The following is a 22,731-nucleotide window of genomic DNA, read 5'->3' as shown; positions in this document are numbered from 1 at the left end:
CGATTCGCGCCGCCGCGAATGCGGCGGCGCGCCTATCGGGCACTCAGGCGATGGGTGGGCGTAACAGGGAGCCGATGGTGCGCAACGAGGGCGTGACCGGTGGATGGATGTCCACGGGCATCGGGCGAACCGTCAGTGCGAGGTGGAAGGCGACGGCCGGCAACGTCATGGCGTGGGCGCAGGCGCAATGGCAACCGCCGGATTCGCCGAGCAGGCAGTCGTCACCCTGATCGTCGATCGTCTGTGCCTGCATCGCGATCTCGCTCGCGGCGACCGCGGTGGCATCGACGACGCGCGGGCCGTCCAGCATGCATGCCGTGGCCGTCATGATCTTGATGAGGATCGCCGCGAACACGAGCATCCACGCTCCCTTGTGGGAGCGCAGGCATCGGAACACGTTGGCCGGACGGGAAGGCATGGCGGGCGAGGATAGGTGCGGCGAGCGGTGTTAGACAATCACGCGGGCAGCGAGGCGATGTCGGTGCGGTGCGTCATTCCCACGAGAAAACGTCCCCGATGGGCTTTCCGAAGACCTCGGCGATGCGAAAAGCACACTCCAGGCTGGGCGAATACTTGCCCGCCTCCACGGCGGCGATGGTCTGGCGCGTGACGCCCACCCGTCGACCGAGATCGGCCTGGGTCATTTCGCCCGCCATGAAGCGCAGCGTGCGGATGGTGTTGGTGATGCGCCGCTCAGACACGCAGGCCCCGGCGGTAACCGACGATGATAAGGCCGTGGTGCACCACTTCGGCCACGGCGATGGCCAGGACGGCGGCGTTCACGATATCCCAGCCGCCGGCACCGAACGGCATGACGCAACCGACGAGGATGATGCCCGCCATCAGTACGCGATAGGCCACGGCCGATGCCTTGTTCTCGATGGCGCGGTCGCGCTCGTCTTCCGCGTCGTCACGGGTGCGGCGAAGATACTGGGCGAGCCAGGTGCCGGCCGCGACGAGGCCCAGTGAGCCCAGCACGATCGCCAGAAGACTGATCTGCTGGCCGACGGATAGCGACAAGCGGGGTTTGGCCAGGGTCAGGAACGAAAAGTAGGCACCGAACACGATGACCTGCGCACCCACCCATACGAACGCGAAACGCTCTCTCGGCAACATTGACGGGTCACTCCTGGCAATGGGTGACCGAAATGTATGCCCGGCCTAACCTCGTGTCAAATATTTTTGACACGAGGTTAGGCTGAACTAACTCTTTCCCACTAGCTTGGCAGCAGCGAGGACAGCCGTTCGTGCAGCACGTCGCGGCGCCACCCTTCAAGGGCCTCGGGCCAGGCGCCCCCGCTCATCACGAATTCCTCCAGCGAACGGCGCGAGCACAGCAGGCCGGCGGGGAGGTCGAGTTGGGTCGCGATCTCGTCCACCGCCGTGCGCATGTCGTTGATGGCTCGCTTGGCATCGCCGAAGGGATGACCGACCACCGGTGCCGTGGCCTCGATTTCGTCCGGCTCGACGGGGCGCTGCAAGACGGCGAACAGTTCATTGCGCTGTTGCGAGCGCAGCGCGCGCGTGCCGCGCGTACGCTCTTCCAGAGCGCCGAGCGAGGTGGCGGGCTTGTCGACGAGGTCGAGGGCATGGGCGTCTTCGAGCAACCAAGAGCGCGGCTTGTCGAGCGCGCGTGCGGTGGCGTCGCGCCAGCGCAGCACGCGGCGGAGAAGGGCCTGGCGCTCGGAACTCCATTCGGCCGCGGGTTTGAAGCCGCGTTGCGGCTGCGGATCGCCGTCGCGCTGGCTGGCGCGGCGTTTCATGCGGGCGCAGTCTTCCGCGTGCCATCGGGTGCGATCGCGCTGGGCCAGGCGCTCGGCGAGGATCGCATGCACGGGATGCAGGTGCACCACGTCGAGGGCCGCGTAGCGCTTCTGTGATTCGGTGAGCGGGCGTTGCAGCCAGTCGCTGCGCGTTTCGCCCTTGTCGAGTTCGTCGCCCACCAGTTCGGCCACCAGGGCCCGGTAGCTGATGCCCAGGCCCATGCCGACGTAGGCCGCCGCGATCTGCGTGTCGAACAACGTGTGCGGGCCTTCGGGCAGGAAGGGCGACAAGGCTTCGAGGTCTTCGCCGGCGCTGTGCATCACGGTGACGACGGGCTGCGCGGTGAACGTGCGCGCCAGCGTGTCGCCGAACGGGACGGCGAGCGGGTCGATCAGCGCGTAGCGTCCGTCGTAGGCCAGCTGGAGCAGGGCCAGTTGCGGATAGAACGTGTTCCGCCGCATGAATTCGGTGTCGAGTCCGACGACGGCGCCGGGACCGATCGGGGCGAGCCATTCCACGAGGGCGTCGTGGCGGTCGATCCAGGGAGCGTGGGGAGCGAGATCGCTCGGTGGCATGCATGGGTCCTTGTGGGATCGGGGACACGCGTCTGCGTGTTGCCCTGCAGCGCGCGATTCCCTAAGGTGGCAACGCACGATAGCAGGCCCACGCGGAACAGCACACCATGCCCAACACCGAGACCGTCCGCCGACAGCGTGCCATTGGCGGCGCGATGGGTGTCGCCGTGCTCGGTTTTGCCTTGTTCTATCACTTTTTCCCGCAGCTGCTGCACGTGCAGCCCAGCCAGAACACGCCGCGTTCTCCGCTGCGCGGCCAGCCGACCCCCATGGGCTTCGACCAGCGTCCGCAGGCCGCCGCGCCCGTCATGGCCTCGGAAGTGGATGCCGGGCCGCCGCTGGTGCTGGCCCCGGCCTCCGTGATCGCCGCGCGTCGTCGAGAGAAGAACGACGAGATCCAGCTACCCGCGCAGAAAACGCCGGACAGCCCCGAACTCACGGCCTTGCTCGACCGCGCCGACAAGGCGCTGTCGTCCGACCGCCTGGTGGGCAAGGACAGCGCCTCCTCCCTTTTCATGGCCGCGCTCAAGGAAAAGGCCGACAGCCAGCGCGCTACCCAGGGCATGAGCGAAGTACGCGCGCGTCTCGTCGCCGAGATCGAACAGGACATCGCGCTGGGTGACGCCGACGCGGCCCGCGATTCGCTGGGCGCCCTCAAGTCGCTTCCCGACAGTGCCGGCGATGTCGGACCGCTGCAACAGCGGTTGGGCGTGCTCGACAAGGTGCGACCGCTGTTGGGCAAGGCGGCCGATCAATTGCGCGACAACAAGGCCACCCAGCCGCGCGGCGACAGTGCGCTGGACACCTATCGCCAGGTGCTGGAACTGGACCCGGATAACGCCGTGGCCGTGCAGGGTGTCGCCCAGGTGCAGCACGTGGTGCTCGACAGGGCGTTGGCGGCCGTGGCGCAGAACGATTTCAAATCGGCCGACGCGGCCCTCGCCGAAGCGGCCGTCATCGAGCCCGAGTCCCAGGCCTTGCAGGATACGCGTGGCCGCATCGAGGGCATGCGCCGGCAAAGCGCCTCGGGCGTGCTGGCGCAGGCGCGCTCGGCGCTCGACGCCGGCAACATCGAACTCGCCCAGCAGCTCGCCGCGCAGGCGCAACAGATCAGCCCCGACGTCGCCGGTATCGACGACTTCAACGAACGCCTCACCAACGCGCGCCTCTACGCCAGCTACAAGCCGGGCCAGGTGTTCGCCGACCGCTTCGTCGACAGCGCGGGCCAGGCGCCGGCGATGGTGGTGATACCCACCGGCAAGTTCCTGATGGGCTCGCCCGACGGCGAGCGCGGTCACGATGCCAACGAGTCGCCCGTGCATGAAGTGCAGGTCGACAAGGGATTCGCGATGGCGCGCAGCTCGGTCACCATCGGCCAGTTCCGCGATTTCGTGCGCGCGAGCGGCTACGTGCCGCAATCGCAATCGTTGCAGGGCGGCAGCGTGTACGACGAAGCCAGCGGCGGCCTGCGCGACGATGGCGGGGCCACCTGGGAAGACGATTACCTGGGGCGGCCCGGGCAGGAACGCCTGCCCGTGGTGAACGTGTCGTGGAACGACGCCAAGGCCTATGCCGACTGGCTCTCGCAGCGCACCGGCAAGAAATATCGCCTCGCGAGCGAGGCCGAGTTCGAGTATGCGTTGCGGGCCGGTACCACCACGCGCTACTGGTGGGGCGACGGCACGCCCGCCAGCCGCGTGGAAAACCTCACCGGCGGCAACGACCGCTCGTCGTCCGGACGTCGCTGGAGCAATGCCTTCGTCGGGTACAAGGACGGCTACTGGGGGCCCGCTCCGGCGATGAGTTTCTCCCCCAATGCCTTCGGCCTGTACGACATGGGCGGCAACGTCTCGCAGTGGACGGCCGACTGCTGGCACGACAACTACATTCGCGCGCCGCGCGACGCCCAGGCCTGGGTAAACCCGGGGTGTAGCCGGAGGGTGATCCGCGGCGGTTCCTGGGGCAGTGCGCCCGATATGGTGCGCTCGGCCTATCGGCAGGGTGCCTCGGCCGACGTGCGCAGCGCCCGCGTGGGCTTCCGCGTGGTACGCGAACTCCAGTAGGGCCTTGCCTCCACGGCAAGTGGTACCATGTTGGACTCAACAGTCCATAATGGTGATCCATGGCCAGGCCACGCGAATTCGACAGGGATACCGCCCTGAAGCGTGCCATCGAAGTCTTTTCCGCGCACGGCTTCGAGGGCACCTCCACGCCCATGCTGCTGGAAGCGATGAAGATCGGCCGGCAGAGCCTCTACGACACTTTCGGCGACAAGCGCTCGCTGTACCTGGAAAGCCTTTCCCGTTATTCGGAAGAAAGCACGTCCGGCACGATCTCCAGGCTTTTCTCGGAGCCTTCCGTGGCGAAAGGGCTGCGCCGATCCCTTTACGGCTTCATCGATGAAGCCATGGCGGACCCCGCGCGGGCCTGCCTGGGCGTGCACTCGGTCGCCGAATTCGGCACCTCGTCGGCCGAGGTGAACGCCATCAACGTCGCCATGGGCGACAAGACCCAGCGAGCCGTCGAGGCTAGGCTCCGAGAAGGGCTCGAGCGTGGTGAAATCGCCCGTTGGGTAGAGCCGGCTACCGGGGGCGGATTCTTCATGGCGACCCTGGTCGGGCTGAAAATCGCGGCGCGAGGCGGTGCGGGGGCGGACGAACTCCGCCGGATCGCGGACCTTGCGCTGCGCGCCCTTGTTGTGGAATGATTAGTCCATAAATAACGGTAAGGCCTTCGAGACAAGAGCGGCCAGAGCGTTCGCTTTTGAGTCGAAGGCCTTTTCTTTCGCCTAATAATTGATCAATCAATCTAAAATAGAGGTAAATCATGGCTACGTTGAACGGTAAACATGCTTTCGTGACGGGCGGCTCCCGCGGTATCGGCGCGGCCATCGTCCGCCGCTTGGCGCGCGAGGGTGCCAAGGTGACGTTCACTTACGTATCGTCCGAGGAAGCGGCCCAGGCCGTGGTCGCCGAGGTCGCCAACGACGGCGGCACGGCGCGCGCCGTGCGTGCGGACAGCGCGGATGTCCAGGCCCTGGCGGCGGCCATCGACGACGCCGCGAAGCGCGAGGGAGGCATCGACGTGCTGGTGAACAACGCCGGCATCATCTCGCTCGGTTCGATCGACGAAGCCGGCGTGGAAGCGTACGACAAGATCTTTGCCGTCAATGTTCGCGCGGTGTACGCCGGCACTCATGCCGCCGTGCCGCACATGAAAGCCGGTGGCAGCATCGTCAACCTCGGCAGCGTGGTGAGCGATCGCTCGGGGTCGCCCAACGGGGCTCTCTATTCGGCCACGAAGGGTGCCGTGGAATCGTTGACGCGCGGTCTGGCGCGAGACCTCGGTCCGCGTGGCATCACCGTCAACAACGTCTCGCCGGGCCCGACGCTCACCGCGATGAACCCGGAGGAGTGGCACGACCATCTGAAGGGCCTGATCGCCCAGCAGCGCATCGGCGAAGACTGGGAAATCGCCGGCATGGTGGCGTTCCTCGCCGGTCCCGAGGCGCGTTACGTGCACGGCGCCAAGCTGACGGTGGACGGCGGTTACCTCGCCTGAGCGAAGGTCATTTCGCCAACTGGCGAAGCCCCAGCGCCACGATGATCGAGCCGCAGGCGCGGTCGATCCAGGCCTTGTGGCGACGATAGCGGTGGGCGACGCGCGGGGTGGCGAACAGGATCGCCACCGCGCCGTACCATGACGACGCCACGACGGCCACCGTGCCGAGCATGCCCAGAAAGGTGGGCATCGACACGTGGGCCGGCGCGGCGGCGGCGAACACAGCGGCGAAGAACGCCATCGACTTCGGATTGACCAGGTTGGTGGCGATGCCTTCGCGGAACGCCCGACGAACGCCGCCCTGTCGGGCCGTCGTGGGCGTTTCGCCTTGCGCGCCGGCTTTCCAGATCAGCCGGCCGCCGAACCAGACGAGATAGCCGGCACCGGCGACTTTCACCGCCAGCGCGATCCAAGGGAACGCGGCGAAGACGATGCCGACGCCGAGGATCGCGCAACTGGCCCAGAACAGGTTCACCAGCACGATGCCCGCCACGGTGCCGAATGCCTCGTGCACGGTAGTGGAGGCGGCCTTGTGCGCCACGGCGACGAAGTTCGGACCGGGCACGATCACGCCGACGACGTAGACGGAGAGAACGATGGCGATGGCGTGGACGTCGAACATGGCGTACCTCTTGAGCTTGTCGCGAATTCGTTGCCGATAGGATCGACTCCCGTCCTCGGCCATCGGTTCTTCCGAGCCTGGCTACCGGAGGCGGAGGAGTGGGAGCGGACCGCGTCCGCGATGCCCGCGGAGCGATGTCTTCATGCCGAAGCGGCGACCCTCTTGCGCGACATGGCTTCGGTCACCGCATCCATCGCTTGCTTCCATACGACCTCGGCCGATGCCGTCGCATCGATCTGAACCTTATGCTCGAGCGTCATCGCCTTGAAGATGGCTCGGCAGCGGGCGAGATTGTCGTCGGTCTCGAAGTGGTTGGGTTTGTCGCCACGCCGACGGATACGCTCCAGGCCCACCGACGGCTCGAGGTCGAGCAGCAGCAGAAGGTCCGGGCGGGGGGCGAAATCGTTCTTCGCCAGCACGGCGCCCACGTCCAGCCCCGCGGCACCCTGGTAGGCCACGTTCGAGGGGAAATACCGGTCGAGGATCACGACCTCGCCGCGTTCCAGGGCGGGGCGGATCAGGGTGTCGACGTGTTCGCGGCGGTCCTTGATGAGCAGGTCGAGTTCTTCGTCGGGCGTGAGACGACCCGTGGAGGCCGATTCGCGCAGCCGCGTACCCCATGGACCATGGGTCGGCTCCTTGCTCAGCATGACCGTCGTGCCCCCGGCGGCGAGGGTGTCGCGAAGGGTCTGGGCGAGGGTGGTCTTGCCGGCGCCGTCGATGCCCTCGATGGCGATGAGCAGGCCGCCGGGAATGGGAAGGAATGCCATGGGCTGGGACTTTACCTCATGCGAAGGGAGGCCGCGCGGGCACGCCCGGGGCATGAAAAAAGCCGCTCGAAAGCGGCTTTAGCCATTGGTGCCGAAAGTGGGACTCGAACCCACACGATATCACTACCGGCGGATTTTGAGTCCGCTGCGTCTACCGATTCCGCCATTTCGGCTTGAACCCGCGATTATGCGCGAATCAGTGGACGCGGTCGAGACCCAGTTGGCGTTCCATGCGCTGGTAGAGATCGCCGCCCTCGGGATTGAATACGGCGCACTGGGTCATGCGCCCCGAGTAGATGTGCAGGCTGACCGCCACGGCGTCGTCGCTGGGGTTTCGGATGGTGTGGTACTCGTGCGGCGGAATCAGGCTGCCGGCCGAACCGGGACCGGCCTGGATCGAGCCGACGGCACGGAAGCGGTAATGCTCCGCCTCGTGTCCGAGCAGTTCGTACTGGACGATTTCCAGCGCGCCGTTCCATACCCCCTCGACGCACCACATGCCGCTGTGATCGTGGATCAGGGTGCCCTGGCCAGGCCCCCAGGTCATGGCGACCACGCTGTACCCATGCTCGTCGCTACGGTAGAGCTCGCGGCGGGCATAGCGGTCGCCGGCGGTCTCGAATACGCAGGCGGGCAGTTCGACTTCCTTCGACCGGATCAGCTTGCACAGCTGGTTGCGCAGGGTGTCGGTGATCTGGGGCGTGGTGGGCTGGGCGACGGAGGCGTCGATGGCCTCGATCAGCTTGCGACAGCCGGGGAACTCGACCGTGATCATGGGGTGGGGCCTCTTCGGATGCGTCGCCGCGGGAGGGCGCGGCTGGCGTACATCATAACAGGCCGGCCGGGAGGCGATCACGCCAAAATGTCGCTTGCACTTGCGCGGCGCCGGTGCGACGGATAGCTAGATCGAGGCGAGAAACCCGCCGATCGCCCGGCTGTAATTCTCGATGTCCACCAGGAAGGCATCATGCCCCTGCGGCGAATCGAGCGCGACGAAATCCACCGAGGCGCCTGCCGCCTCGAGGCCGCGCGCGATGGTCTCCTGCTGTTCCAGCGGGAACAGGATGTCGGTGCTCACGCCGATGACGAGCGCGCGCTCGACCCGGATGCGTTCCAGCCCGCGCATCACGTCGCCCTCGCCGTATTCGGACACGTCGAACCAGTCGCTGGCGCGCGAAAGGTACAGGTAGCTGTTGGGGTCGAACTGGCGGTTGAAGCGGCGCGCATGCCCTTCGAGGTAGGACTCCACCTGGAACTCGAAACCGAACGGTTCGTTGCCGTCCCGTTCGTCGGCATCCAGCCGGATGCGCGCGAAGCGACCGTTCCACTCCATGGCCGAGCGATAGGTGATGACGCCCAGCTTGCGCGCGATGCTCATGCCGTGCTCCGGCCATTCGTCGCCTTCGTATCGGCCTTCGTTCCAGTGAGGGTCCAGGCGGATGGCTTCGCGTTGCAACGAGCGGATGGCGATGGCGAAGGGCTGCGCCTGGGGCGCGGTGTCCACGCTGATGTGCGTGCGGGCCGCGCCGGGATGCAGCAACATGTAGGCCAGCGCGCTCATGCCTCCCATCGAGCAGCCGACGAGGCAGGCGAGCCGAGCGATGCCCAGGCCCTTCACCGTTTCGTACGCGGCGTTGGCGACGTCTTCCAACGACAGTTCGGGAAAGCTGAGGCGATAGGGCTCGCCGGTGGCCGGATCGATCGACGCGGGGCAGGTGGAGCCCTTGTCGCTGCCGAGCGAATTGACGCAGATCACGTGGAAACGGTTCGTGTCGAACGCGCGGCCGGGTCCGATCATCGCTTCCCACCAGCCCGGCGCGGGATCGTCCGCGTTGGACGCGGCATGAGCGCTGGGCGACAGGCCGGTGAGGATCAGCACGGCGTTGTCGCGCGCCTGGTTGAGCGTGCCCCAGGTTTCGTAGGCCACGCGGGCGCCGTGCAGTTCGCCGCCACGCTTCATGCGGAACGGCGACGGGAGGGCGTGGTAGCGGCGGGCATCACCCATGGGGAGCTCCTTCTTGCGATCCGCGGATGGTGGCACGAAGGGCGCGCGTGCGCCTACTCAGTTCGAGGTGGGCTTCGCCGAACGCTCGTCCGCCAGCGCGATCTGCTTCGCCACGGCGCGTGCCACGTTCGAGTCGGGATCGAGCAGCGGTTGCAGTTTCTTCCACGTGGCCGATGCCTCGGCATAGCGCTGCTGCTGGAAATCGCTGATGCCGAGCAGCCACAGCGCGCGCTGGCTGGTCGGCTCGATGGCGAGGGCGGATTCGAGCAGTTCGCGCGAGCGCCCTTCGATGAGGTGGTCGTCGCGCACGAGCGAATCGGACTCGGCCCAACCCACCATCGCGACGACGTTGCGCGCGTCGGCATGCAAGGCGCCGTCGTAGGCCTCGCGGGCTTGCGCGGGTTGCTTGAGCATCGTGAAGGTCTGGCCCAGCAGCAGCCACGACTGGAGGTCGTCCGGATGGGCCTTGACCTGGGCGCGAAGCGCGACGATGCCCTGGTCGACGGTCATTTCCTCGGCGGGTGCCACGCCGCCGAGCGTGGCCGGACGGCCGACGAGCAGGTACGTGCCGACGCTGGCCAGCGGTACGAGCACGGCGATGGCGACGGCCGTGGCGAACACGCCGCGGGAGCGCCCCTGGCGACGGCCGTGGCGGACGAGGGGAACGAGCAGGAGCGCGAGGGCCACCGCGAGCATCGCCGCGGCGACGAGATAGAACGCGACAGTCACCAATCGTCCCCGTCATCGATGTTGGAAGCCGGCGGCGTGGCACCGGCCTGGAGCCGTCGGCGACGGCGCACGTTCACGTACACCACCAGCGCCCCGGCCAGCAGCAGCACGAACGGGCCGAACCACAGGAACCAGGTCGAGGGCTGCACGGGAGGCTTATAGAGCACGAAGTCGGAATAGCGGTCGACGAGGTAACGCTTGATCTCGGCGTCGCTCTTGCCTGCCTGGATCATCTCGAACACCTGGCGGCGCAGGTCGTGCGCGATGGGCGCGTTGGAATCGGCCAGCGTTTCGTTCTGGCACATCGGGCAACGCAGTTCGGTACTCAGTTTCTGGAAGCGGACTTCTTCCGCGCGGTCGCGAAAGGGCAGCGGCTGGATCGCCTGCGCCATCGCGAGCAGGGGCAGCAACGCGAACGCGAGCAAGGCGCACAGGCGGCGGATCACGGCGACTCCTTCGCCAGCGCGGCGAGGGCGGGCTTGATCTCGCTCTCGATGACGTCCGGCGTGATGGGGCCGATGCGCTTGTAGCGGACGATGCCCTTCGCGTCGACGAGGAAGGTTTCCGGCGCCGCGTACACGCCGAAGTCCAGGCCCGCGCGGCCGTCGCGATCGGCCACGATGGCGTCGAAGGGATTGCCGTGCTCGCCGAGCCACGCGGTGGCCGCCTGCGGATCGTCCTTGTAGTTGAAGCCGACGAGCGGCAGGCCGAGCTGCTTCATCGGCCCCATCAGCTCGGGATGCTCGTGCACGCACTCGATGCACCAGCTGGCGAACACGTTGAGGAAATAGGGCTTGCCCAGGAGGTCGGTCTTGCTCACCGTGCGCGAGGGATCGTCGAGGCGGGGCAGCACGAAGGCAGGCGCCGGCTTGTTGATCAGGGGCGACACGATCTCGTGCTGGTCGTGCCGCGTGTTCCACCAGATGCCGAAGCCGAACAATGCCACGAGCAGCAGGAAGCCGAACAACGGTGCGAGGCGGCTCATGCGACCGACTCCGTCGCCGGCGCGGCCACCGCCTCGCGGACCTGCTTTTTCACGCGGAAACGCCGTTCGGCGGCGGCGAGGAAGCCGCCGGCCATCATGAACAGGCCCCCCAACCAGATCCAACGCACGAAAGGCTTGTGATAGAGGCGCACGGCCCAGGCGCCTTCGGGATGGTTGGCGTCCATGGGTTCGCCCAGCGCCACGTACACGTCGCGGAACAGGCCAGGATCGATGGCCGATTCGCTCTGCACCTGGCCGCGCGAATAGGTGCGCTTTTGCGGATGCATCGTGGTCATCAGCGCGCCGTCGCGCATGACCGCCACCTCGCCTTCGTCGGCGGTCCAGTTGGGGCCTTCGGTTTCGCGCACGCCGTCGAAACGGAACTGGTAGCCGCCCACGGATTCGGTCTGCCCCGGCGCGAGGCGAACGTCGCGCTCGACGCTGAGCGATTCGGACAGCATCACGCCGACGATGAAGATCGCCACGCCGGCGTGCGCCACCAGCATGCCCGCCATCTCCGCGGGATAACGACGGCCGAACGGCATCTCGCGCCAGCGCTTGACCGTATAGGTGAGCGTGCCGGCCGCCACCCAGACGGCACCGGCCACGCCGGCGACGGCGCGCAGGCGGCCGTCGGCGAACCAGGCGGCGGCGAGGGCGCAGATCATCGCGGCCACGCCCGCGCGGAGGCTCATGGCGGTGAGTTGACGTCCTTCGGCACGGCCCCAGCGCAGGTAGGGACCGAACGGCAAGAGCAGTACCGCGGGCGCCATCAGCAGCACGAAGAGGAAACCGAAATAGGGCGGCCCGACCGAGATGCGGCCGAGGTTGAAGGCGTCGCCGATCAGCGGGAACAGCGTACCCAGCAGCACCATCGCCGCCGCCGTGGTGAACAGCAGGTTGGCGACCATGATGCCGGTCTCGCGCGACATCGCGTCGAACGGCTTGCCGGTGGCCACCTTCGGCGCGCGGATGGCGTAGAGCAGCAGCGAACCGCCGATCACCACCACCAGGAAACCGAGGATGTAGAGGCCGCGGCGCGGATCGGAGGCGAAGGCGTGCACGGAAGTGAGCACGCCCGAACGCACCAGGAAGGTACCCAGCAGCGACAGCGAGAAGGCGAACAGCGACAGCAGCACCGTCCATGCGGGCAGCGAGCCGCGCTTTTCGGTGACGGCCTGCGCGTGGATCAGCGCAACGCCGACGAGCCAGGGCATGAACGAGGCGTTTTCCACCGGATCCCAGAACCACCAGCCGCCCCAGCCGAGTTCGGCGTAGGCCCACCAACTGCCTGCGACGATGCCCATGGTGAGAAACGCCCAGGCCACGTTGGTCCAAGGTCGCGCCCAGCGCACCCACGCCTGCTCCAGTTCACCGCCGAGCAAGGCGGCGATGGAGAACGCGAAGGCCACCGAGAAGCCCACGTAGCCCATGTAGAGCACCGGTGGGTGGAAGGTCATGCCCGGATCCTGCAGCACCGGGTTGAGGTCGCCGCCGTCGGCGGGCATCGGCAGTTCGCGCAGGAAGGGATTGGAGGTGAACAGGATGAAGGCGAGGAAGCCGACGCCGATCAGGCCCAGCACGCCCAGCACGCGCGACAGGAACGCCGGTGGCAGGTGGCGGCTGAAGGCGGCCAGCGCGAGCGACCACACGTTGAGGATGAATACCCACAGCAGCATCGAGCCCTCGTGCGCGCCCCATACCGCGGTGATGCGGTAATACCAGGGCAGCGCGAGGTTGGAATTGTCGGCGACGTAGGCCACCGAGAAATCGAAGGCGAGGAAGGCATGGATGAGGATCGCCATCGCGGCGAACACGAACACGGCCTGGCCGGCGGCGGCGGGGCGGGCCACGGCCATCAGCGCCGCGTTGCCGCGCCAGGCGCCGACGATGGGCAGGATGCCCTGGGCCAGTGCCAGCAGCAGGGCCAGCACCAGCGCGAACTGGCCGAGTTCGGGGATCACTTGGGCGCGTCCTTGGTCGGCGTGTCTTCGATGTGGCGCTTGTCGTGCGCCTTGGCCATGGCGTCCTTCAGTTCCTTCGGCATGTAGTTCTCGTCGTGCTTGGCGAGCACTTCGCTGGCGATGAAGCGGCCGTCGGCCATGCGTCCCGTGGCGATCACCGACTGGTTGTCGCGGAACAGGTCGGGAAGGATGCCGGTGTATTCCACGGGCATCGCGCCGCCGTCGTCGACCACGATGAAACTCACCTTGAGACTGTCGCCGGCACGCTGGATGGAGCCGGATTTCACCATCCCGCCCAGGCGGAAGGTGGCGTACTGCGTGGCCTGGCCTTCCTGCACCTGGCTGGGGGTAAACAGGTAGTTCATGTTTCGCTGCAACGCGAACACGGTGAGGCTCACCGCGACGGAGGCGGCGATGACCACCGAGATCACGATGGCGAGGCGGCGTTTACGGGTGGGATTCATGGACTCTGTGCGGTTCCGGGCCGGCGGCGGTTTTCCTGTCGTGCGAGTCGCGCACGCAGTTCGCGCAGGTTGCGCCGGCGCCGCGCGAGCGGTCCCAGCGTATCGATGAGGAGCACCACGACGAAGATGGCCAGCGACGACCACACGTAGAGGCCGTAATGGCCCATGGCGAGGTCGGTCATGCCGATGGATCCTTCGCTTCGTTGCCCAGGGCGAGCTCGCGCACCCAGCCCTTGCCGCTTTCGGAGGCGATGAGATCGGCGCGCACGCGCGCGAACAGGCTGGATACGTAGTAGCACTTGGTGGCCGCCATCATGGTGAGCAGCGGCCAGACCATGCTGGCGTCGATGTGCGACGGGCCGAGCAGGCGGATGGTGGAGCCCTGGTGGAGGGTGTTCCACCAGTTCACCGAGAAATGCACGATGGGCACGTTCACCGCGCCGATCAGCACGAGGAAAGATGCGGCGCGCGCGCCCTGGCGGCGATCTTCGAAGGCGTGGTAGAGGCCGATCACGCCCAGGTAGATGAACAGCAGCACCAGCTCGGACGTGAGGCGTGCGTCCCATGTCCACCAGGTGCCCCACATCGGCTTGCCCCAGAGCGAGCCCGTGGCGAGGGTGATCAAGGTGAACGCGGCGCCGACCGGGGCGGATTCCATGGCCACGGTCTCGGCGAGCTTGATGCGCCAGACCAGGCCGATGAAGGCGGCCAGCGCCATCGCGCCGTAGATGAACAGGCTCATCCAGGCGCTGGGCACGTGGATGAAGATGATGCGGTAGGCGTCGCCCTGCTGGTAATCGGCGGGAGCGACGAAGAGGCCGCCGTAGAGCGCGACGGCGCCGAGCACCAGGGCCAGGCCGAGGGCCCACGGACGCACGGCGCCCGCGAAACGGTAAAACACCGGTGGCGATCCCAGACGGTGGAGCCAGAGCGGTACCCAGTTAGCCATCGGTCCTCGTTACAGAATTCGGTGCATCCATGGTGAGTCCCTCCCGTCCCGTGCCCGGTTGCATCGGATCAGCTGTCCAGCGCGATCCGCAGCGCCGCCGCGCAGGCCAGGGGGCCAAGCACCACGGCCAGCGCCAGTCCCGCGCCCAGCCACGCCATCGGCGCGATCCAGGGCAGCCCTTGCTGCGCCGCCGAGACGGCTCCCGCGGCGAAGATCACCACCGGTACGCACAAGGGCAGCAACATCAGCGCCAGAAGCATACCAGAGCGCTTCGCGCCGCCCGCCAACGCCACCAGCACGGCGCCCAAAAGGCTCAGGAGCGGCGTGGCGAGCACGAGGGCGAGCACCAGCACGGGTAGGGTGCCGGTGGGAAAATGCAGCATCGACGCGAGCACGGGCGCCACGACGATCAACGGGAGCGCCGAGGTGATCCAGTGCGCGAGGATCTTCATGCCCACCAGCAGGGCCAGCGGCTGCGGCGCGAGCATGAGCTGCTCCATCGAGCCGTCTTCGATGTCGCCACGGAACAGGGTGTCGAGCGATAGCAGGATCGACAGAAGCACGGTGACGAACACGACGCCCGACGCGATGCGCGCGAGCAGGGCGGGTTCGGGACCGATGGCGAACGGAAACAGCGTCCCCACGATGAGCGCGTAGAGCACGGGCATCGCGATGTCTCCGCGACGGCGCCAGGCCAGGGTGAGATCGCGCCTGAGCAACGCGGCGCAGGCGGCGCCCAGGTGCCCCGGCGTCATGCGTGCAACCGGATGCGGCGGGGCGCTTCGCCCGCGAAACTGACGGCGCCATGGCTGGTGACCAGCGCGGCGCCGCCACGTGTGGCATGGGCATCGACCAGGCGGTTGACCAGCGCGATGCCCTCGCGATCGAGGTTGGCGTAGGGTTCGTCGAGCAACCAGATTCGGGCGGGCAGCAGAAGCAGGCGTGCCAGTGCCGCGCGTTTCTTCTGGCCGGCCGACAGGCGGCGCACGGGCTCGTCCTCGTAGCCGCCCAGGCCCACCTCGACCAGGGTGGCGGTGAGGGAGGCCCCTTCGCGGCGGCCATAGAGCGCCTGGGCAAGGGCGAGATTCTCGCGGGGGGAGAGGTCGTTCTTCAGGCCGAGCTGATGGCCGAGGAACACCACTTCGCCCGCCACTTCGTCCAGTGCGAACGGCGTGCCGTCGAGGAGTACCTCGCCGCCGCCCGCGCGCAGCATGCCGGTGAGCACGCGCATCAGGGTGGTCTTGCCGCTGCCGTTGTCGCCTTCGACGAGGGCGATCTCGCCCGCGTGCAGCGCGAAGTCGATGGGCCCGAACACGGGTTCGTCCTGGCGCAGGAAGGTCAGGGCGCGTGCTTCGAGCAGGGGCGGGGCAACGGCGGTCATCGGGGGATTGTTGCGGGAGGCGCGAGGCTTGTCCATTTGCCTGTCGCGGACCCTGTCCGCGAATCAATCCCGCTCGAACGCCTGTGCAGGCAAGGGCGGCAGGGTGGCTTCCAGGGCGCGAACCGCCGCATCGAGGTCGACGGAATCCACCGACGCGTGTCCCTTCAACAACTGCTCCACCAGCACGTCCTGTGCCATGCCGCGCTCCAGCGCGTAGGCATACGGCAGGTGGGTGAAGGTGACCATGCGATACCGCGGCATGTAATGCGTGGGTGAGCGCTGCGCGAGCAGCGTGCCGAGTTCGCGCATGCGCAGGAAACGCGGATCGGCCACCTTGTCGCGCATCTCCACGTAGTTTTCCAGCGCCATGCGTGCGATCGCGTCGGCATTGGGCTTGCGTTGCGCCTCGAACGCCGCGAATACGGCGGCCGGATCGTCCGGCATCGCCTCGAACAGCGACGCCAGCTCGGCGGCATCCTCGAATCCGCAGTTCATGCCCTGGCCGTGGAACGGCACGATGGCGTGCGCGGCATCGCCGATGAGCAGGGCGCGCCCGCCGATGTGCCAGCGGTCGAGGTACAGCGTGGCCAGGGTACCGACCGGATGCGTGGCCCAGTCGGCGGCGAAGTCGGGCATCAAGGCCAGTGCATCGGGGAAATCGGCACGGAAGAACGCCTCGGCGGCGCCTGCGCCCGAGATGCTGCGGAAACTCGGATGCTCTCCGTCGTTGGGCAGGAACAGGGTGACGGTGAAGCTGCCCTCGCGATTGGGCAGCGCGATGCACATGTAATGACCCCGCGGCCAGATGTGCAGCGCGTTGCGTTCGATCGCGAACGGCGCGGCGGGATCCGTGCCGGGAGGGATTTCCAGTTCCTTGTAACCGTGGCCGAGTTCCTCCACGCGTTCGCCGAGCGGCGCATGCCGGTGCATGGCGGCGCGCAGCGCGGAACCGGCGCCGTCGGCGCCGATCACCACGGGCGCGTCGACGGTGCGCTCGCGGCCAGCGTCGTCGCGCAGGGTGAGCGTGCCAGCGTCGAGGTCGGCCCCGGCAAGGCCCTGGTCGAAATGTACCGTGGCCCCGGCGGCCTCCGCCGCATCGAGCATCAACGCATTGAGCCCGCCGCGCGACACCGACCAGATCACTTCGGAGTCGTCGACACCGTAGCGTTGCAGGCCGCTGTGCCCGGCGGGATCGTGCACCATCCGGCCGCGCATCATCACCGCCTGGGCCAATACCTTGTCGGCGAGTCCGGTGGCCCGCAAGGCGTGCAGGCCGCGCTCGGCGAGGGCCAGATTGATCGAACGGCCGCCCTGGAAGCCCGCTCGGCGCGGATCGGGGCGTTTCTCGTAGACCGTGACGCGAAAGCCGCGCTGGGTGAGCAGGGTGGCGACCAGGGCGCCGACCAATCCGGCGCCGACCACGGCGATGTCGTTACGGGGCATGGGCGGCGGTATCCGCGGATCGCGATATTGCGGGGCAGCGCATCGTGCGCCGCAGCGCCGCCGCAGGCAAGCCCGGGCGGCGGCGCAGGAGGATCAGCCGGTCTTCTTGCCGGTGCGGCCGTGCGGGGCCGGGCGCGCCGGTTCGGGCGGCCGGCCGGTGGCCGCGTCGAGGAAACCGCGCTGCATCGTCTTCCAGACGTCGAGGTTGCGCTCGGTCATGTCGTTGAGCATCGACCAGGGGGTCTGGCCCATGAGGCTGTTGAGCTGGTTGCGGAACTGCTGCTGCTGGTCGAGGAAGACCTGCAGGCTGCGCTCCAGGTAGGGACCCATGAAGCCCTGTAGCGGGTCGCCGTAGAAGCGGATGATGTGGGAGAGCAGCTGCGTGGAGAGCATCGGCTGGCCGTGCTCCTCGTGCTCCGCGATGATCTGAAGCAATACCGAACGGGTGAGATCCTCGCCGGACTTGGCGTCGCGGACCTCGAAAGTCTCCCCGTCGAGAACCAGCTGGCGCACCTCCTCCAGCGTGATGTAGCTCGAGATTTCCGTGTCGTAAAGACGACGGTTCGGGTACTTCTTAATGATGCGTAGGGTTTGTGCCATGCGGCGAAAGCTACCACGAGGTATTGCGCCGCACCAGTTGCGGCAAGTCACGGTATTGCCTTGTCGATTTCACCGACCTCTTTTAGATCGATTCAATCGATGATCCGTCAATGACCGGCGGCACCCCCGGCATTGCCGAACGGCGGCCTGGCAAGCCACAGGACGGGGATGAGGGCGAGGAAAAGGATGGCGCAACTGAAAAAGACGTCGTTGACCGCCAGCGTGAGGGCCTCGCGGTTGAGCACCTGGTCGATCACCCCCAGCGCCGGCTGCCCGTGCGCTCCCATCGCCGCCAGGCGCTGCGTGTAGGCCGTGGTGGCCGGCGAGGCGGGGTTGACGTATTCGGTGAGCGACGCGTGGTGGAACTCGCCACGGTGCTGCCAGAGCGTGACGGTGATGGCGGTGGACACGCTCGACGCCAGCGTGCGGCAGAAGTTGGCGAGGCCCGATGCGCCCGCGATCTGCTCGGGCGCCAGGCCGGAAAGGAAGATCTGGTTGAGCGGAATGAAGAAACAGGCGATGGCGATACCCATGATGAAACGCGGCAACACCAGCGTGGCGTACGACGCGCCGCTGTTGAAGCCGGCGAACCAGAACGAGGTGAAGGCGAACACCAGGAAGGCGAAGGTCACCACGGCGCGCAGTTCCAGGCGCTGGATATTGCGGCCGATGATCGGCGAGATGAGGAAGGCGAGGATGCCCACCGGCGCGGTGGCGAGGCCGGCCCAGGTGGCGGTGTAGCCGAGCGTGGTCTGCAGCCACAGCGGAAACACCACGTTGATGCCGAAGAAAGCCAGCATGCCCAGCGAAAGCGCGATCACGCCTACCGTGAAGTTGCGCCGCTTGAACAGCGAGAGGTCGACCACGGGATATTTCGCCGTGAGCTCCCACACGATCAGGAACACCAGCGCCACCAGCGCGACCAGGCCCAGGGCGAGGATCATCGGCGAGGCGAACCAGTCGTGGTCGTTGCCGTTGTCGAGCATGAACTGCAGCGAGCCCACGCCCACCACGAGCAAGGCCAGGCCCACGGTGTCGATGGGCGCCCGCGTGGTTTTCGTTTCGCGATGGCGCAGGATCGACCAGGTGACGACACCGGCCGCCGCGCCCACGGGCACGTTGATGTAGAAGATCCACGGCCAGGAAAAATTGTCGGTGAGGTAGCCGCCGAGGATGGGCCCGAAGATCGGCGCCACCACCACGGTCATCGCCCACATCGCCAATGCGATGCCTTGTTTCGTCTTGGGGTAGCTCGACAGCAGCAGCGACAGCGACAGCGCCACCATCGGACCCGACCCCGCGCCCTGCAGCAGGCGGAAGATCACCAGCATGGGCATGTTCGTGGCCATGCCGCACAGCATGGAGAAGAGCACGAAAAGCGTCACCGACGCGCAGAACGTCTTCACTTCGCCGAAGCGGCGCGCGAGCCAGCCGGTGAGCGGCTGCATGATGGCGCTGGCGAGCGCGTACGAGCTGATCGCCCAGGTGCCTTCGCTGGCGCTTACGCCGAGGCTGCCGGCGATGTGCGGCACGGCCACGTTGACGATGGTCATGTCGAGGATCTCCATGAAGGTGGAGAACGCGACGGCGATCGTCAGCAGTACCAGCGGGCCGCCGTGCAGCGGCTTGGGGCCCGCCGGCGGCGCGTCGGGGAGGGCGGCGGCGTCGCTCAAGGCACGTCCGTCCCGAGATTCGACGCCACGATGGCATCGGCCGCCGCGTCGGCTTTCGCGGCAACGTCGTCGTATACCGTGGTCTGCGCCACCGCCCCGGTGGAGGGCGACTTCGCCAGCACGTCGCCCTTGTCATCGGTGATGTCGACGGTGACGGCCGTGGACAGGCCGATGCGCAGCGGATGCGACTGGAGGTCCTTCGGATCGATCGCGATGCGCACCGGCACGCGCTGCACCACCTTGATCCAGTTGCCCGTGGCGTTCTGCGCGGGCAGCAGGGAGAACACGCTGCCGGTGCCGGCACCCAGGCCCACGACCTTGCCGTGGTATTCGACGCCGCCGCCGTAGATGTCGGCTTCGATCTTCGCCGGTTGGCCGATGCGCACATGGCGCAACTGGCTTTCCTTGAAGTTCGCATCCACCCACAGGTCATGCAACGGCAGTACGGTCATCAATGGCTGCCCCGGCTGCACGCTGTTGCCCACCTGCACGCTGCGCTGGGCGACGTAGCCGTCCACCGGCGCGACGATGGCATTGCGCTGCGCGGCCACCCAGGCCTGGCGGTAGTTGGCGCGGGCCTGTTGCACGGCGGGGTTGTCCTGCACGTCGCTGCCGTCGACCAGCGCACGGCTGGCGTCGGCCTGGCGTTGCGCGGATTCCAGCGCCGACCGCGCGGTGTCCACCGCGTCGCGCGCATGCTGCACTTCTTCGGGAGCCACCGCCTTTTCGGCGAGCAGCGGCAGGCGGCGCTTGAGGTCATCCTGGGCCCGCTTGAGGTCGAGGCGGCGCGCGGCGAGCGCGGCATCGGCACTGGCGGCGGACTGGGTCTGCTGGCGCACCTGGCGCACGGCCTGGGCCAGTGCGCTGGCGGCCTTGCGCAGGGCCACGTCGGCATCCGTGGGGTCGAGGCGCACGAGCACCTGGCCGGCATTCACCCGTTGCGTGTCGTCGGCATAGACCGCCGTGACGATGCCGGGCACCTGCGCGGAGATACCCACCTGATTGCCGCCCACGTAGGCGTCGTCGGTGGTTTCGCGGGTGGAAAAGACGAACAGCCAAAGCAGCAGCCAGAGGGCGGCGGCGAGCACGAAGACCAGCAGCACGACGAGCAGCGCGCGTGCCCGTTTGCGCTTGTCCTTCGGCGCGTTGCCGCTTTCCCGTGTCGCGGCGTTCGTGTCGTTGGGGGTGGCGCTCATGGGGTGGGGGCTCCGTCGGTGCGAGAGGAGGAAAGGGAGGTGACGGGTTCGGCGCGATAACCGCCGCCGAGCGATTTCACGAGGCCGACGTCGGTCGACAGGGCCTGGCCATGAAGATCGGTGGACATGTCGCGCTGCTGGATCGCCGCGGCCTCGGCGGCGAGCGATTCGCGATCGTCGCGCACGCCGCGCCTGGCGCGGGCCTGCGCGCTGGCGAGCAATGCCGAAGCCGCATCCACCTGTTCGGCCTGCTGCGCGCGACGTGCGGCGATCTGTTCGGCACCCAACGCCTGGGTGGCGACGTCGCGCGCGGCCGCCGCGACGGCCGCGTCGTATTGCGCGATCGCCGCACCCAGCTGGGCCCGGCTGACGCCATGCGCGGCTTCCAGCGCGCCGCCCTCGAAGATGGGCAGGTCGATGGCCGGGGTAAGGGAGAACACGCGGCTGCTGCGCGAAAACACCTTGTCCATGTCGATGCTGGACAAGCCGGCCATCGCCCTGAGGCTGACGTCGGGGAAGAACTGCGCACGGGCGGCATCGGTGTTGCGCAGAGCGGCCTCGACCTGCCAGCGGCTGGCGGCGATGTCGGGTCGGCGGGCCATCAGGTTGGTGCCCGTGTCGGTCGGCAGGCCGGGGGCGACCTCGGGCAGCGGCCGGGGGGTGAGCACGGGCAGCGCCGACGGCGAGACACCCACGAGGGTGGCTAGCGAAGCGCGACGGATGTCCGCGGAGCCTTGCAGGGCGACCTTCTGCTGGCGGGCGGCGGCCAGTTCGGCCCGTGCCTGCTGGGCGGCATCGGGAACGTCGACGCCCTGATTCACGCGCAGTTCGGCGATGCGCAGCGCGCGCTCGCGAGCTGCCACGAGCTGGTCCGCCAGGGCCACCCGGGCTTCGTCGGTGAGCCAGCCGAAATACGTGTCGGCCACCATCGCCTGGATCGAGAGCGATGCCGCGGAGCGCTCGGCTTCGGCGGCGCGGGCGCTGTCGATGGCGGCTTCGATGGCATAACGCTTCTTGCCCCACCAGTCGAAGTCGTAGCTCACCTGCAGCCCGAGGTCGGCCTGGTTGTACCAGGTGAAGCCGAGGAACTGCGACGGGATCAGGCCGTGTTCGCTCAGCCGCTGCCGGGTGGCCTGGCCGCTGGCGCCGACACGCAAGCCCGCCTGTGCCGCCGCCACGCGGATGTTCTGCTGTGCCGTGTCCACGCGGGTCTTGGCCTGGGCGAGGTCGGGCGCGCCGCGCAAGGCCAGCTCGATGAGCGCGTTCAACTGGGGATCGCCGTAGGCGCGCCACCAGTCGGCGGCGGGCCAGCCGGGGCGGCTGGTCGTGGCAAGGCCGGCAAGGGGTGCCTCGTCGCGAAGGGCGGGCCGATCGATCTTTGCCGGTACGTGGCAGGCGGCGAGCGACACGGCCACCGCGCCGGCGAGCAGGGCGTGGCGTAGCGGGGATCGGATCATGGGCTGGGGGCCACCGGGTCGAGATGCAGGGCAAGCTTTCTGAGCAGGCGCTCGAAGGTCTTGCGTTCGGTGTCGCTGAAGCAGGAGAACTTGGCCACCAGCTCGGGAAACATGGGCGGCAGCAGCTTGCGCACGAAGCGCCTGCCGTCGGCCGTGATCTTGAGCACGACCTGGCGCCGGTCGTGCGTGGCATGGGTGCGCGTGATGAGGCCACGCTTGGCCAGCATGCCGGTGATGCGCGTCATGTTCGTGGGCTTCTGCTCGGCCAGCGCGCAGAGTTCGCCCGGCGTGGACGTGCCGTCGGCGGACGAGTACAGCATCATCAACGTGCGGAAATCGCTGTCGTTCATCTCGAACGGCTTGAGCTTCGTCTCGACGTCGCGATGCAAGGCTTCGCCGTTGAGCAGCAGCAAGCGGATGAGCAGCACCTCGCACTTGGGAAGGCCGGGAATGTGGTCGGCGACACGCTCGACGCCCTCGTAGAGGGCATCGACGCACGGTTTCAGGCTGGACATTTCGCTGGATGATATTTCGCTGGTGAAATATCAGGCTAGCAAGCGGCGCCGCGTAGGGCAAGTGTCCGCGAAACCCGG

The 22,731-nt window shown here is 67.7% G+C and carries 26 protein-coding genes and 1 tRNA gene; 3 read left to right on the top strand and 24 right to left on the bottom strand.

Annotation, left to right across the window (positions count from 1 at the left end; genetic code table 11):
• Nucleotides 1-43: 43 nt before the first annotated feature.
• The 4 genes from L2Y94_RS12560 to L2Y94_RS12545 all read right to left on the bottom strand — a co-directional run bounded on the left by L2Y94_RS12560 (nucleotide 44) and on the right by L2Y94_RS12545 (nucleotide 2,339).
• Nucleotides 44-361 (bottom strand): hypothetical protein, encoded by a 318-nt coding sequence (locus tag L2Y94_RS12560; protein WP_247366956.1) that lies wholly within the window; start codon nucleotides 359-361, stop codon nucleotides 44-46.
• Nucleotides 362-491: 130 nt separating this feature from the next.
• Nucleotides 492-701: a helix-turn-helix transcriptional regulator gene (locus L2Y94_RS12555; RefSeq protein WP_425602402.1), complete on the bottom strand. Its 210-nt coding sequence runs from the start codon at nucleotides 699-701 to the stop codon at nucleotides 492-494.
• Nucleotides 694-1,116 (bottom strand): DUF2178 domain-containing protein, encoded by a 423-nt coding sequence (locus L2Y94_RS12550; RefSeq protein WP_247366953.1) that lies wholly within the window; start codon nucleotides 1,114-1,116, stop codon nucleotides 694-696. The genes L2Y94_RS12555 and L2Y94_RS12550 overlap by 8 nt, the downstream gene beginning before the upstream one ends.
• Nucleotides 1,117-1,217: 101 nt before the next feature.
• The gene (locus L2Y94_RS12545) at nucleotides 1,218-2,339 is read right to left on the bottom strand and encodes a ribonuclease D (RefSeq protein WP_247366951.1); all 1,122 of its coding nucleotides are present in this window, start codon (nucleotides 2,337-2,339) and stop codon (nucleotides 1,218-1,220) included.
• Nucleotides 2,340-2,446: 107 nt separating this feature from the next.
• Here L2Y94_RS12545 and L2Y94_RS12540 point away from each other — a divergent pair, with 107 nt between their 5' ends.
• The 3 genes from L2Y94_RS12540 to L2Y94_RS12530 all read left to right on the top strand — a co-directional run bounded on the left by L2Y94_RS12540 (nucleotide 2,447) and on the right by L2Y94_RS12530 (nucleotide 5,900).
• Nucleotides 2,447-4,402: a formylglycine-generating enzyme family protein gene (locus tag L2Y94_RS12540; protein ID WP_247366950.1), complete on the top strand. Its 1,956-nt coding sequence runs from the start codon at nucleotides 2,447-2,449 to the stop codon at nucleotides 4,400-4,402.
• Nucleotides 4,403-4,554: 152 nt separating this feature from the next.
• Nucleotides 4,555-5,046 carry a TetR/AcrR family transcriptional regulator gene (locus L2Y94_RS12535; protein WP_247366947.1) on the top strand — a complete coding sequence of 164 codons (492 nt, stop codon included), beginning with the start codon at nucleotides 4,555-4,557 and terminating at the stop codon, nucleotides 5,044-5,046.
• A 119-nt stretch (nucleotides 5,047-5,165) separates the two neighbouring features.
• Nucleotides 5,166-5,900 (top strand): SDR family NAD(P)-dependent oxidoreductase, encoded by a 735-nt coding sequence (locus L2Y94_RS12530; RefSeq protein ID WP_247366945.1) that lies wholly within the window; start codon nucleotides 5,166-5,168, stop codon nucleotides 5,898-5,900.
• Nucleotides 5,901-5,907: 7 nt separating this feature from the next.
• Here the strand turns inward: L2Y94_RS12530 and L2Y94_RS12525 are convergent, their stop codons facing one another.
• From L2Y94_RS12525 to L2Y94_RS12430, 20 genes are all read right to left on the bottom strand, one after another.
• A complete protein-coding gene (locus L2Y94_RS12525; RefSeq protein WP_247366943.1) occupies nucleotides 5,908-6,522 on the bottom strand; it encodes a LysE family translocator in 615 nt (204 codons plus the stop codon).
• Nucleotides 6,523-6,662: 140 nt separating this feature from the next.
• Nucleotides 6,663-7,292 (bottom strand): dTMP kinase, encoded by a 630-nt coding sequence (gene tmk, locus L2Y94_RS12520; protein WP_247366941.1) that lies wholly within the window; start codon nucleotides 7,290-7,292, stop codon nucleotides 6,663-6,665.
• 86 nt (nucleotides 7,293-7,378) lie between these two features.
• Nucleotides 7,379-7,465: transfer RNA gene (locus L2Y94_RS12515), tRNA-Leu, on the bottom strand.
• A 23-nt stretch (nucleotides 7,466-7,488) separates the two neighbouring features.
• Complete coding sequence (locus tag L2Y94_RS12510; RefSeq protein ID WP_247366940.1) at nucleotides 7,489-8,067, bottom strand: cysteine dioxygenase family protein; 579 nt, start codon at nucleotides 8,065-8,067, stop codon at nucleotides 7,489-7,491.
• Nucleotides 8,068-8,193: 126 nt separating this feature from the next.
• Nucleotides 8,194-9,297, bottom strand: coding sequence for a homoserine O-acetyltransferase MetX (gene metX / locus L2Y94_RS12505; protein WP_247366938.1), 1,104 nt, complete (start codon nucleotides 9,295-9,297; stop codon nucleotides 8,194-8,196).
• 57 nt (nucleotides 9,298-9,354) lie between these two features.
• The gene (locus tag L2Y94_RS12500; protein WP_247366936.1) at nucleotides 9,355-10,026 is read right to left on the bottom strand and encodes a tetratricopeptide repeat protein; all 672 of its coding nucleotides are present in this window, start codon (nucleotides 10,024-10,026) and stop codon (nucleotides 9,355-9,357) included.
• On the bottom strand, nucleotides 10,023-10,469 hold the full coding sequence (locus tag L2Y94_RS12495; RefSeq protein WP_283248537.1) for a cytochrome c-type biogenesis protein: 447 nt from the start codon (nucleotides 10,467-10,469) through the stop codon (nucleotides 10,023-10,025). The genes L2Y94_RS12500 and L2Y94_RS12495 overlap by 4 nt, the downstream gene beginning before the upstream one ends.
• A complete protein-coding gene (locus L2Y94_RS12490) occupies nucleotides 10,469-11,011 on the bottom strand; it encodes a DsbE family thiol:disulfide interchange protein (RefSeq protein ID WP_247366933.1) in 543 nt (180 codons plus the stop codon). The genes L2Y94_RS12495 and L2Y94_RS12490 overlap by 1 nt, the downstream gene beginning before the upstream one ends.
• Nucleotides 11,008-12,975 (bottom strand): heme lyase CcmF/NrfE family subunit, encoded by a 1,968-nt coding sequence (locus L2Y94_RS12485; RefSeq protein ID WP_247366932.1) that lies wholly within the window; start codon nucleotides 12,973-12,975, stop codon nucleotides 11,008-11,010. The genes L2Y94_RS12490 and L2Y94_RS12485 overlap by 4 nt, the downstream gene beginning before the upstream one ends.
• Nucleotides 12,972-13,439: a cytochrome c maturation protein CcmE gene (ccmE, locus tag L2Y94_RS12480; RefSeq protein ID WP_247366929.1), complete on the bottom strand. Its 468-nt coding sequence runs from the start codon at nucleotides 13,437-13,439 to the stop codon at nucleotides 12,972-12,974. Before ccmE ends, L2Y94_RS12485 begins: the two co-directional genes overlap by 4 nt.
• A complete protein-coding gene (gene ccmD / locus L2Y94_RS12475) occupies nucleotides 13,436-13,621 on the bottom strand; it encodes a heme exporter protein CcmD (RefSeq protein ID WP_144908886.1) in 186 nt (61 codons plus the stop codon). The genes ccmE and ccmD overlap by 4 nt, the downstream gene beginning before the upstream one ends.
• On the bottom strand, nucleotides 13,618-14,388 hold the full coding sequence (locus L2Y94_RS12470) for a heme ABC transporter permease (protein ID WP_247366927.1): 771 nt from the start codon (nucleotides 14,386-14,388) through the stop codon (nucleotides 13,618-13,620). Before L2Y94_RS12470 ends, ccmD begins: the two co-directional genes overlap by 4 nt.
• A gap of 68 nt (nucleotides 14,389-14,456) precedes the next feature.
• Nucleotides 14,457-15,143 (bottom strand): heme exporter protein CcmB, encoded by a 687-nt coding sequence (gene ccmB / locus L2Y94_RS12465; RefSeq protein WP_247366926.1) that lies wholly within the window; start codon nucleotides 15,141-15,143, stop codon nucleotides 14,457-14,459.
• Nucleotides 15,140-15,769 carry a cytochrome c biogenesis heme-transporting ATPase CcmA gene (gene ccmA, locus L2Y94_RS12460; RefSeq protein ID WP_247366924.1) on the bottom strand — a complete coding sequence of 210 codons (630 nt, stop codon included), beginning with the start codon at nucleotides 15,767-15,769 and terminating at the stop codon, nucleotides 15,140-15,142. Before ccmA ends, ccmB begins: the two co-directional genes overlap by 4 nt.
• Nucleotides 15,770-15,832: 63 nt before the next feature.
• Nucleotides 15,833-17,212 (bottom strand): FAD-dependent oxidoreductase, encoded by a 1,380-nt coding sequence (locus L2Y94_RS12455; protein ID WP_247366918.1) that lies wholly within the window; start codon nucleotides 17,210-17,212, stop codon nucleotides 15,833-15,835.
• Nucleotides 17,213-17,305: 93 nt separating this feature from the next.
• Nucleotides 17,306-17,812, bottom strand: a complete 507-nt coding sequence (phaR, locus tag L2Y94_RS12450; RefSeq protein WP_144908878.1) for a polyhydroxyalkanoate synthesis repressor PhaR — start codon at nucleotides 17,810-17,812, stop codon at nucleotides 17,306-17,308.
• A gap of 107 nt (nucleotides 17,813-17,919) precedes the next feature.
• Entirely contained in the window at nucleotides 17,920-19,485 is a 1,566-nt protein-coding gene (locus L2Y94_RS12445) for a DHA2 family efflux MFS transporter permease subunit (protein WP_247366917.1), read from the bottom strand.
• Nucleotides 19,482-20,681 carry an HlyD/EmrA/EmrK family protein gene (locus L2Y94_RS12440; RefSeq protein WP_247366915.1) on the bottom strand — a complete coding sequence of 400 codons (1,200 nt, stop codon included), beginning with the start codon at nucleotides 20,679-20,681 and terminating at the stop codon, nucleotides 19,482-19,484. Before L2Y94_RS12440 ends, L2Y94_RS12445 begins: the two co-directional genes overlap by 4 nt.
• Entirely contained in the window at nucleotides 20,678-22,138 is a 1,461-nt protein-coding gene (locus L2Y94_RS12435; protein ID WP_247366914.1) for an efflux transporter outer membrane subunit, read from the bottom strand. The genes L2Y94_RS12440 and L2Y94_RS12435 overlap by 4 nt, the downstream gene beginning before the upstream one ends.
• Nucleotides 22,135-22,653, bottom strand: coding sequence for a MarR family winged helix-turn-helix transcriptional regulator (locus L2Y94_RS12430; RefSeq protein ID WP_247366913.1), 519 nt, complete (start codon nucleotides 22,651-22,653; stop codon nucleotides 22,135-22,137). Before L2Y94_RS12430 ends, L2Y94_RS12435 begins: the two co-directional genes overlap by 4 nt.
• Between the last annotated feature and the right edge of the window lie 78 nt (nucleotides 22,654-22,731).

The sequence above is a fragment of the Luteibacter aegosomatis genome (assembly GCF_023078455.1).
Lineage (GTDB): Bacteria > Pseudomonadota > Gammaproteobacteria > Xanthomonadales > Rhodanobacteraceae > Luteibacter > Luteibacter aegosomatis.
Note: the sequence above shows the minus strand (reverse complement) of the source record. Positions and strands in the feature narration are given on the sequence as shown.

Bases quoted from the DNA above. Each gene is read 5' to 3' on its own strand.
- L2Y94_RS12560 (WP_247366956.1), bottom strand. From the start codon at position 361: ATGCTCGTGTTCGCGGCGATCCTCATCAAGATCATGACGGCCACGGCA.
- L2Y94_RS12550 (WP_247366953.1), bottom strand. From the start codon at position 1,116: ATGTTGCCGAGAGAGCGTTTCGCGTTCGTATGGGTGGGTGCGCAGGTC.
- L2Y94_RS12545 (WP_247366951.1), bottom strand. From the start codon at position 2,339: ATGCCACCGAGCGATCTCGCTCCCCACGCTCCCTGGATCGACCGCCAC.
- L2Y94_RS12540 (WP_247366950.1), top strand. From the start codon at position 2,447: ATGCCCAACACCGAGACCGTCCGCCGACAGCGTGCCATTGGCGGCGCG.
- L2Y94_RS12535 (WP_247366947.1), top strand. From the start codon at position 4,555: ATGCTGCTGGAAGCGATGAAGATCGGCCGGCAGAGCCTCTACGACACT.
- L2Y94_RS12530 (WP_247366945.1), top strand. From the start codon at position 5,166: ATGGCTACGTTGAACGGTAAACATGCTTTCGTGACGGGCGGCTCCCGC.
- L2Y94_RS12525 (WP_247366943.1), bottom strand. From the start codon at position 6,522: ATGTTCGACGTCCACGCCATCGCCATCGTTCTCTCCGTCTACGTCGTC.
- tmk (WP_247366941.1), bottom strand. From the start codon at position 7,292: ATGGCATTCCTTCCCATTCCCGGCGGCCTGCTCATCGCCATCGAGGGC.
- L2Y94_RS12510 (WP_247366940.1), bottom strand. From the start codon at position 8,067: ATGATCACGGTCGAGTTCCCCGGCTGTCGCAAGCTGATCGAGGCCATC.
- metX (WP_247366938.1), bottom strand. From the start codon at position 9,297: ATGGGTGATGCCCGCCGCTACCACGCCCTCCCGTCGCCGTTCCGCATG.
- L2Y94_RS12490 (WP_247366933.1), bottom strand. From the start codon at position 11,011: ATGAGCCGCCTCGCACCGTTGTTCGGCTTCCTGCTGCTCGTGGCATTG.
- ccmE (WP_247366929.1), bottom strand. From the start codon at position 13,439: ATGAATCCCACCCGTAAACGCCGCCTCGCCATCGTGATCTCGGTGGTC.
- ccmD (WP_144908886.1), bottom strand. From the start codon at position 13,621: ATGACCGACCTCGCCATGGGCCATTACGGCCTCTACGTGTGGTCGTCG.
- L2Y94_RS12470 (WP_247366927.1), bottom strand. From the start codon at position 14,388: ATGGCTAACTGGGTACCGCTCTGGCTCCACCGTCTGGGATCGCCACCG.
- ccmB (WP_247366926.1), bottom strand. From the start codon at position 15,143: ATGACGCCGGGGCACCTGGGCGCCGCCTGCGCCGCGTTGCTCAGGCGC.
- ccmA (WP_247366924.1), bottom strand. From the start codon at position 15,769: ATGACCGCCGTTGCCCCGCCCCTGCTCGAAGCACGCGCCCTGACCTTC.
- L2Y94_RS12455 (WP_247366918.1), bottom strand. From the start codon at position 17,212: ATGCCCCGTAACGACATCGCCGTGGTCGGCGCCGGATTGGTCGGCGCC.
- phaR (WP_144908878.1), bottom strand. From the start codon at position 17,812: ATGGCACAAACCCTACGCATCATTAAGAAGTACCCGAACCGTCGTCTT.
- L2Y94_RS12440 (WP_247366915.1), bottom strand. From the start codon at position 20,681: ATGAGCGCCACCCCCAACGACACGAACGCCGCGACACGGGAAAGCGGC.
- L2Y94_RS12435 (WP_247366914.1), bottom strand. From the start codon at position 22,138: ATGATCCGATCCCCGCTACGCCACGCCCTGCTCGCCGGCGCGGTGGCC.
- L2Y94_RS12430 (WP_247366913.1), bottom strand. From the start codon at position 22,653: ATGTCCAGCCTGAAACCGTGCGTCGATGCCCTCTACGAGGGCGTCGAG.